The 9,097-nt window shown below is 64.2% G+C and carries 6 protein-coding genes and 3 pseudogenes; 5 read left to right on the top strand and 4 right to left on the bottom strand.

Features of this window, described 5'->3' with window-relative positions; genetic code table 11:
* The 3 genes and pseudogenes from AHiyo1_RS09125 to AHiyo1_RS09115 form a co-directional block, all read left to right on the top strand.
* Window positions 1-540 (top strand): annotated as a pseudogene (locus tag AHiyo1_RS09125) (hypothetical protein); the annotation flags it as partial.
* A 238-nt stretch (window positions 541-778) separates the two neighbouring features.
* Window positions 779-1,396, top strand: coding sequence for a DUF47 domain-containing protein (locus AHiyo1_RS09120; protein WP_059388355.1), 618 nt, complete (start codon window positions 779-781; stop codon window positions 1,394-1,396).
* A 1-nt stretch (window position 1,397) separates the two neighbouring features.
* A complete protein-coding gene (locus tag AHiyo1_RS09115; RefSeq protein WP_059388354.1) occupies window positions 1,398-2,411 on the top strand; it encodes an inorganic phosphate transporter in 1,014 nt (337 codons plus the stop codon).
* Between the two features lie 105 nt (window positions 2,412-2,516).
* Here AHiyo1_RS09115 and pstB read toward each other — a convergent pair whose 3' ends face one another.
* The 4 genes and pseudogenes from pstB to pstS all read right to left on the bottom strand — a co-directional run bounded on the left by pstB (window position 2,517) and on the right by pstS (window position 6,644).
* Entirely contained in the window at window positions 2,517-3,296 is a 780-nt protein-coding gene (pstB, locus tag AHiyo1_RS09110) for a phosphate ABC transporter ATP-binding protein PstB (protein WP_059388353.1), read from the bottom strand.
* A gap of 48 nt (window positions 3,297-3,344) precedes the next feature.
* Window positions 3,345-4,454, bottom strand: coding sequence for a phosphate ABC transporter permease PstA (gene pstA, locus AHiyo1_RS09105; protein ID WP_059388352.1), 1,110 nt, complete (start codon window positions 4,452-4,454; stop codon window positions 3,345-3,347).
* Window positions 4,454-5,385 (bottom strand): annotated as a pseudogene (pstC, locus tag AHiyo1_RS09100) (phosphate ABC transporter permease subunit PstC). The gene pstA and the pseudogene pstC overlap by 1 nt, the downstream one beginning before the upstream one ends.
* Window positions 5,386-5,525: 140 nt before the next feature.
* Window positions 5,526-6,644 carry a phosphate ABC transporter substrate-binding protein PstS gene (pstS, locus tag AHiyo1_RS09095; protein ID WP_059388351.1) on the bottom strand — a complete coding sequence of 373 codons (1,119 nt, stop codon included), beginning with the start codon at window positions 6,642-6,644 and terminating at the stop codon, window positions 5,526-5,528.
* Between the two features lie 282 nt (window positions 6,645-6,926).
* On the opposite strand from pstS, the gene AHiyo1_RS09090 reads away from it, so the two are divergent.
* Both AHiyo1_RS09090 and AHiyo1_RS09085 read left to right on the top strand, forming a co-directional pair.
* Entirely contained in the window at window positions 6,927-8,057 is a 1,131-nt protein-coding gene (locus AHiyo1_RS09090) for an FUSC family protein (RefSeq protein WP_059388350.1), read from the top strand.
* A gap of 41 nt (window positions 8,058-8,098) precedes the next feature.
* Window positions 8,099-9,097: pseudogene (locus AHiyo1_RS09085) on the top strand (DNA repair protein RadA); the annotation flags it as partial.

Here is a 9,097-nt window from a genome sequence, read left to right as displayed (position 1 = left end):
CGAAGCCGCTCACCTTGCCGCCCAGGCGCTCGTGCGGCGAGGTCGGGACAGCGATGACCCCAAGATCACCAGGCGCCTCGTGAAACTCGCTGACGAGCAAGGCCTGGAGCCATTGCCGAGATGTGGGCCGAGAGCCCCGCCCGGTCTTTGCCCGGCGCATTGTGGCGGCTTTATGCATTGCGCGCGGCCACCATGCAGAACTCCGAGCGCATTTCCGTGTACTTCAAGGCCGGCCGGGACACCGCCCAGGTTTCCCATGTTGTGGCGGGGGCAGCCGAGCCGCCGGGAGCGGACGAAATGAAACAGATGGCGGATGCCATCCTTTCGGGAGCGTTCGACGGCGATTTCGACGTCGCGCTGGAACGCTCAGCCGCGTTTTGCCGCGTCGTCGCGTTGGGCCAAGCCACCCTGGCGGACAGTGCAGAGCATTCCAACGAAGGCCACGCAAGCAAGCTGACCCGGAACTCCCACCAGCTCGTGAAGACCGCGGAAGATCTCGAGCACGCGGCCAATGCTTGGCGCCTGGGCGAGCTGGACTGACGTGAAATATAAGGGTGCGGGACTGTCACAACCACCCCTGCCGCCAGCTGTCAAGATTGACTTAGCTCGGATGACGTAGAAAACTGAAACTGGTGTCGAACCGCGAAACCCCCGGGCTTCAACTTATAGCCGCTTCGAGCGGCCTACCGCCGAGAGGCGTATCCGGTTCGGCACCATTTTTATGCCCTTCGGCGAAGACGCCGCCCCACCCCTATCCCTCCCGCCTACCGGAAGCCAAATGAAGCTGCGTCTCTTCCCCCAAGAACCCGCCGGGTTGCAATTGTTGTCGCAAATGGCCCGCCAGATTCTTGAGGCAACCGGGACGCTTTCTGAGATCTTCGGAGCTCCCGTCTCGGAGCACGAACGGCTTGTGGAGGAGATGCACGAACACGAGGCGAAATCCACGGATCTGCATTTCGCCCTCTTGACCCACATGCGCACGAGCTTCGTGAACCCGCTCCCCCGCGAGGACATGTACGCCCTCTCCCGCTTCCTCAACGAGGCGATGGAAAAGCTGGATGCCGCGGGTGAGCTCGTGGCCCTCTACAAACTGGATCGGGTGCCCAAGCGCGCGGCGGACCAACTGGAGATCATCAGCCGCCAGGCGGAACTCACGGTTGATGCCATGCGCCAGCTGGACGATCTGGACGAACTCGAGGATTACTGGATCGAGGTGCTGCGGCTGGCCAAGCGTGCGGAGCGCAGCCACCGGACCTGGGTGGCCGAGATGCTCCGCGACATGAAGTCCGCCCAGTTTTCGCGGAACCGTGACGTGGCCAATCAACTGGTTGACGTCACCAAGGACATGCGGCGCATCGCCACCCAGGTAGGCAGCATCATCGTCAAGGAAGCATGAGGTGGCAGTCGCGTTCTTCGCCCTTGTGGTGGTGCTGGCGGCTGGCTTCGCATTCCTGAATGGCTTCCGCGACGTCTCCACCGCCGTCGCGCTCTCCGTGCGGACCCGCGCCCTCACTCCGTCAGTCGCCGTTGTGTTGGCAGCGGTCTTCAATTTTGCCGGCGTGCTCCTCAGCGGCGGTTTCGCGCTGGTTTTCAGCCAGTCCTGGGTGGTTCTCCCCTCGGGAATGAACGGGCTGACCATGCTCGCCGCGGGGCTGTGCAGTGCCATCCTTTGGGGAATCTACGCTTGGTGGCGCGGTGTGCCGCTCTCGTCGACCCATGCCTTGGTAGGAGGCCTCGTGGGCGCCGGAGCCGCAAGCGCAGTGATGGGAGGCAGCTCCGTCAACGGGGTAGACGGTATTTTGCTGGCGCAAGTGGTCCTGCCGTTGCTGCTGTCCCCCGTGATTGCTTTCCTTGGTGCCTATCTTCTCGTGTGGCCTGTCACATGGGCCGCCCGCTACACCCAGCCCGATGTCGTGCATGGCCGCTTCCGCCACGCACAGTCCGTCTCGGCCGCTGCGGTCGCGCTCGGCCACGGACTGCAGGACGGGCAACGAACCGTAGCGGTGATCCTGTTGGGCGCCGTGGCTGCCGGAGTGTCCGACTCCAGCGACCTCCCGTTGTGGGTCATCCTGCTGACGGCCGTCATGCTCACGGCGGGAACGCTTTGTGGTGGTTGGCGCATCTCGTACACCTTGGGTTACAAGCTGACGCGGGTAGACCCGATGCGGGGATTCATCGCCCAGAGCCTGACCTCACTGATGTTGTTCATCGGTGCCATCGGCCTCCATTTGCCGCTTTCCACCACGCACACTGTGACGTCGGCAGTGCTTGGTGCGGGAACCAACCAGAACTTTTCCGTCACCAACCGCCGGATGGTGCTGCGGATCCTGGGGTTCTGGGTCGCGACGCCGATCGTTACCGCCGCCGTGGCGTTCGTCCTCGGGCTGGCGCTCTCACCGCTTTCGCACTGAGTCCGGCTGTAGTCTTCCAAACACGAAAAAGCCCGACGGCGGCAGTCACCTATCCAGGTAACTGCCGCGTCGGGCTTTTCGCGTGGTTCCCAGGGAGCCGAGTGGTTACCCGAACCGGCCGGAGACGTAGTCTTCCGTGGCCTTCTGGGACGGGTTGTTGAAGATGGTGGTGGTGTCCGCGAACTCGATGAGCTTGCCCGGCTTGCCGGTGCCGGCGATGTTGAAGAACGCGGTCTTGTCGGAAACGCGTGCAGCCTGCTGCATGTTGTGGGTCACGATCACCACGGTGTACTCGTCCTTGAGCTCGTTGATGAGGTCTTCGACGGCCAAGGTGGAGATGGGGTCAAGCGCGGAGCAGGGCTCGTCCATGAGGATGACCTGCGGTTCCACGGCGATGGCACGGGCAATGCAGAGCCGCTGCTGCTGGCCGCCGGAGAGTCCGGAGCCGGGCTTCTCGAGGCGGTCCTTGACCTCGTTCCACAGGTTGGCGCCGCGCAGGGACTTCTCCACGAGTGCGTCGGCCGCGCCCTTGCTGATCCTCTTGTTGTTGAGCTTCACGCCCGCCAGCACGTTGTCGCGGATGGACATCGTGGGGAACGGGTTGGGCCGCTGGAAGACCATGCCAACCTGGGTGCGGACCGTCACGGGGTCCACGCCGGGGCCGTAGAGATTGTCGCCGTCGAGCAGGACTTCGCCTTCAACGCGGGCACCGGGAAGCACCTCGTGCATGCGGTTCAGGGTGCGCAGGAAGGTGGACTTGCCACAACCGGACGGGCCGATGAATGCCGTGACCGATTTGGCTTCAATGTTGATATTGACGCCCTCAACGGCCAGGAAGCTGCCGTAGTAGACGTTCAGATCCTTGACGTCGATCCGCTTAGACATGGTGTTCCTTCGGTGCTGTGGTTGGAAGTTTGCGTGTGGCCTGGCGGCTCAACGGCCGGCCTTGGGGGCGAAGATCCGGGCGATCAGCCTGGCGCCGAGGTTCAGGAGCATCACCAGGATGATCAGGACCAGCGCGGCACCCCATGCCCGCTGGCTCGACGGGTCCGGGTTTGACGGCGAGGTCGGGTTCAGGATCTGCGTGTAGATGAACGTAGGCAGGGAGGCCATCCAGCCGCCGAACACGTTGTTGTTGATCGTTGTGGCGAAACCTGCGGTGACCAGGATCGGAGCCGTCTCGCCGATCACCCGGGCGATCGCCAAGGTGACGCCGGACGCGATGCCGGAAATCGCCGTCGGGATGACCACCTTGAGGATGGTGCGCCACTTGCGGACACCCAGTGCGTAAGCCGCCTCACGGAGCTCGTTCGGGACGATCTTGAGCATTTCCTCGCTCGAGCGGACCACCACCGGGATCATCAGGACCGAAAGCGCGACGGCGGCAACCGCACCGGTCTTGGTGCCGGGGCCCACCACGGCGAAGAAGAAGGCTGCGGAAAAGAGACCTGCGACGATCGACGGGATGCCGGTCATAACGTCGACGAAGAAGGTGATGGCACGGGCGAGGGCCCGGTCGTTGCCGTATTCCACCAGGTAGATTGCGGTCAGCAGACCCACAGGAACCGAGATGACCGTCGCAAGCAGGGTGATCTGCACGGTGCCCAGAAGCGCATGATAGATGCCGCCGAGGACCTTTGTGCCTTCATCGACGCTCTTGTTGTCGAGGGAACCTGTGACGCCGTTCATGGAAGTTGTCAGGAAGCCTGGGGTGATGATGCCCGGGATGCCGTTCACGAGGACGGTCCAGATCACCGAGATCAGGGGCAGCAGCGCCACAAGGAACGAGCCGACGATCAGGCAGGTGGCAAGCTTGTCGCTCGCCTTGCGGCCGCCTTCGACAACTGCGCTCCAGCCGACCAGGCCGATCGCGAACAGGATCGCGGACACGAGGCCCCAGCCGAAGGCGTTGAAGCCGATCAACGCAAGGATCGCTGCGCCGAGTACCAGGGCGACGGCCAGGACGACGTACGGTGCGAAAGCCGGCAACTGGCCCTTGGTCAGTGCGGAGCGTTTGCGCGCCACGGGGGCTGTGACAGTCATTAGTTGGCTCCCGAGAATTCTTTGTGCCTGGAGATGATCCAGCGTGCAATCATGTTGACACCCAGGGTGATGACGAACAATACCAAGCCCGCGGCGATCAACGTGCTGACCTTGAGCCCGCTGGCTTCAGGGAAGTTCAAGGCGATTTCAGCGGCGATGGTCTGGTTTCCGGTCTGGATCAGGCTTGCGGTCAGGACGCCGGAGGACAGGACCAGGGCGACGGCCATGGTCTCGCCAAGCGCGCGGCCCAGGCCCAGCATGATGGCGCTCACGATACCGGGGCGGCCGAACGGCAAGACAGCCATCTTGATCATTTCCCAGCGGGTCGCGCCGAGGGCCAGGGCGGCTTCCTCGTGGAGCTTCGGGGTCTGCAGGAAGATTTCACGCGAGAGTGAAGTGATGATCGGCAAAACCATGACGGAGAGGACGATACTCGCGGTCAGGATGGTCTTGCCGGTAGCGGAGGCCGGGCCTTGGAAAATCGGCAACCAGCCCATGTTGCTGGCCAGCCAGCCGTAGGCGGGCGAAATCTGGGGGGCAAGGAACGCCGCGCCCCATGCGCCGTAGACCACGGAGGGAATGGCCGCGAGGAGGTCCACCACGTAGCCGAGACCCGAGGCAAGCCTGCGGGGAGCGTAGTGGGAGATGAACAGCGCGACGCCGATGGCTACCGGAGTAGCGATCACAAGCGCGATGACGGCGGCAATCAGGGTCCCGACGACGATCGGCCCGATGTAGCGAAGAAGCCGTGGCCGCCTTGGATGTCCGCGGGTGGAGCCACAAGGGCCGGAATGGCCTGGATGACAAGGAAAAGTGCGACGCCGAAGAGAACCGCGAGGATCAGGCATCCCGCGGCCAGGGTGGCTCCGGAGAAGACCTTGTCCCCGGCGCGTCCGGCACCTTGGGAAGTGGTCAAGGAGTTGGTGGTCACTTCACGATCCTTCAGATTCACTCAAAAATGGCCAAGTTCCCCGCCCCGTCCGGTGATGTTTCACCAGCGCGGGACGGGGAACGTTGATATTCAAGGGTAGTGGCGCCGCGGTCCGCGGCACCACTACTCCATTGTGGTCCTTAGGCCTTGGCCTTGATGGAGTCAACAGCGGCCTTTGCCTTGTCCTGCAGCGCCTTGGAGAGCGGAGCGGACTTGGCGGAGCCGGCAGCGGCCTGCTGGCCGGCGTCGGAGACTACGTAGCTCTCGAATGCCTTGACCAGGTCAGCGGTTTCCTTCTTGTCGTAGGTGGTGCAGACGACGTGGTAGGAAACCAGGACTACCGGGTAGGCGGAGGAATCCGTGGTGGTGCGGTCAAGCTTGATGGAAAGGTCGCCGGTCGGGCGGCCTGCAACGGGCTTGCCCAGTTCAACAGCCTTGGCGGCAGCGGCCGGGGAGATCTTGACGAAGTCCGAGCCAACCTTGATCTGTGCGGTGCCGAGCTTGCCGGAGACTGCGGAATCGTCAGCGTAGGTCACGGCACCCGGGGTGTCGGTGACGGTCTTGACGACGCCGGAGGTGCCCTTGGCGTTCTCGCCCTTCAGGGACGCGGGCCACAGGCCGGCAGCCTTGTCGGTCCAGACAGAGGGAGCAGCAGATGCCAGGTAGTCCGTGAAGTTCTGGGTGGTGCCGGAGTCGTCAGAGCGGTTGACCGGGGTGACCTTGAGGTCCGGAAGGGTGACTCCGGCGTTCAGGGCGGCGATTGCCGGGTCGTTCCAGTTGGTGATCTGGCCGCGGAAGATCTTCGCAACGGTGTCGGCGTCGAGCTTCAAGTCCTTGACGTTCGGGATGTTGAAGGCAACGGCGATCGGGGAGATGTACACCGGGATGTTGATGGCGCCGTCGGTGCCGCACTTGGTCTTGGAGGTGGCCAGTTCAGCGTCGCTCAGGTAGGCGTCGGAGCCTGCGAACTGCGCGGAGCCGTCAAGGATGGCCTTGCGGCCTGCGCCCGAGCCGTCCGGGGAGTACTGGACCGTGGCACCCGGGTTCGCGGAAGCGAAGTTGGTCTTCCAAGCGTCCATTGCGGCGCCCTGCGCCGAAGAGCCGATGCCGGTCAGGGTGCCGGTGACCTTGACGCCTGCGGCGCTCTGGGTGGCTGCCGGGGCGCCGGTTGCGTTGTCTGAACCACAAGCGGTCAGCGCAAGGGCGCCGACTGCGAGGACCGCGATTGCCGCGTTGCGGCCGAAGCGAGTTGCCTTCACTGGGATGTACCCCTTCCAGGGATTCTCTGATGCGTACCGAGGGAGAAAGTCGGCATACGAAAGATTTGCGTACGTGTTTGTACCTTTATCGACGGTAGGAGTCGCAGGTAAAGGGATCGGCGGTCCAAAGTGAACGGGAGGTGAACGGCTGTGGACCATTGGCTTACATGTGCAGCGTCACCCTTGCGCTTGGCGAGTCATAAGGGATTAAGTGACGCCCCTCACTTTGCGGTTCCTTCGGCGAGCCTCATTTACTAGGCAGCTCCTGAATAGACTTGAGCCATGACCGCCCCCCAAGGACTTTCAGCGAGCAAGAAATTCCTGCGGGCGCGGCTGCGAACTGGCTTCGTCCGCAGCCGGAACTCCTTGGTCCCGGCCGTCCAGATGACCGTGTGCGCCGTGGGCGCCTACGCGTTCGCTGAATACATCCTTGGGCACTCAGGACCCCTTTTCGCCGCGACTTCGTCGCTGATCGCGCTCGGCTTCTCGCGGGATCCGCGGCTTCGCCGGGTCGTGGAGGTCGGGCTTGGCTGCACCCTCGGGATCGTCATCGGCGATCTTCTGCTCCACTGGCTGGGTTCGGGAATCTGGCAAGCCGCCGTCGTGCTCCTTTTCTCCATCCTCCTGGCCCGGTTCCTGGACAGTGGCACCATCTTCACCACCCAACTGGGCCTGCAATCGCTTCTCGTGGTCTTGCTGCCCGCGCCGGCCGGCGGGCCGTTCACCCGAAGCATCGACGCCGTTGTGGGCGGGGTTTTCGCGCTGCTGGTTACCATGCTGGTCCCGAAGGACCCGCGCAGGGAGCCGCGCCAGGACGTCCGCAAACTCCTGCACGAACTCTCGGAGGTCCTCCGTGAATGTGCCGACGCATTGATCAACAGCGACTCCACCCAGGCCTGGCATGCCCTCATCCGGGGGCGGAATTGCCAGCCGCTCGTGGACCGGATGCGCCAATCCCTCAAGGCATCCGGTGAAGTGGCCACGCTCGCCCCGGCGTACCGGCGGCACCGCGACGAGCTGACCATGCTGGAGGAGTCGTTGGATTCCATCGACCTCGCCCTCCGCAACAGCCGGGTGTTCGCGCGGCGGCTCACGAGCGCCATCAACCATGCAGCATTGACCGACGAGGCGACGGACAGCATTTCGGAGGTCCTGCAGGACACGTCCGCCGCCGTCGAGGAACTGTCGCTCGGCCTCGCGGAAGTGCACGACGGCGCCCGCCGGGCCCACCTGCGCGGCGCACGGCAGGACTTGGCCGACATTGCCACCCGGCTGCACCCCAAAATGCTTCACGTCCAGAAGCTCGAGGGCGAAACAGTGGTGATGCTCTTCCGCCCGCTCATGGTGGACCTGCTCGAAGCCGCGGGCATGGACCCCCGGGAAGCCCGGGACGTGCTTCCTTCCTTGCAGTGAGGCGCGCTTGACTGTCCTACCCCTCCACTAGCCTTGTACGCATGGCTTCCAAGACCTCACGCACCTCCAAGACACCCGCGTACAAATGTGCCGAATGCGGGTGGACAACTGTCAAGTGGGTGGGGCGCTGCGGCGAGTGCCAGGCGTGGGGCACTGTGGAGGAAACGGGCGCCACAGTAGCGCGTACGACGGCGGCCACAACGGTTTTGGAGCCGGCTCGCCGGATTGCCGAGGTAGACGGCACCACGGCCGCATTCCTGCCCACCGGAGTCGACGAACTGGACCGCGTCCTGGGCGGAGGGCTGGTTCCCGGCGCGGTGATCCTTCTTGCCGGGGAACCCGGCGTCGGGAAATCCACCCTCCTGCTCGATGTCGCGGCGAAGTTCGCCCGCACCGGCCAGGACGTCCTGTACGTCACGGGTGAGGAATCGGCGGCCCAGGTCAAGCTCCGCGCGGAACGGATCGACGCGGTCGCTCATACCCTCTATCTCTCGGCGGAAACGGACCTCGGGCAGGCCCTGGGGCAAGTGGAGAAGCTCGAGCCGAAGCTGCTGATCGTGGACTCGGTACAGACCCTCAGCAGCGCCGACGTCGAAGGTAGCGCGGGCGGAGTCTCTCAGGTCAGGGAAGTCGCGGCGTCCATCATCGCCGCCGCAAAGCGCCGCAACATGACCACCCTCCTGGTTGGCCACGTGACGAAGGACGGCTCCATTGCCGGTCCGCGTCTCCTGGAGCATCTGGTGGACGTCGTGTGCCAGTTCGAAGGCGAGCGCCATTCGCGATTGCGCTTGTTGCGCGCCGTCAAGAACCGCTATGGGGCCACGGACGACGTCGCTGTTTCGACCTGAACGAAGCCGGAATCGAAGGCCTCGCCGATCCCAGTGGCCTTTTTGTGTCCCGGACACGCGAGCCGGTGTCCGGCACCTGCATCACCGTGACCATGGAAGGCCGGCGCCCGCTGTTGGCCGAAGTGCAGTCGCTCCTGGCCGAAAGCGCCAGCTCACAGCCGCGCAGGGCCACGAGCGGCCTGGACAGCTCGC

Origin of the sequence: Arthrobacter sp. Hiyo1 (genome assembly GCF_001263615.2) — a bacterium.
Lineage (GTDB): Bacteria > Actinomycetota > Actinomycetes > Actinomycetales > Micrococcaceae > Arthrobacter.
The sequence above is the reverse complement of the archived record's forward strand: the minus strand, read 5'-3'. Positions and strand labels throughout refer to the sequence as shown.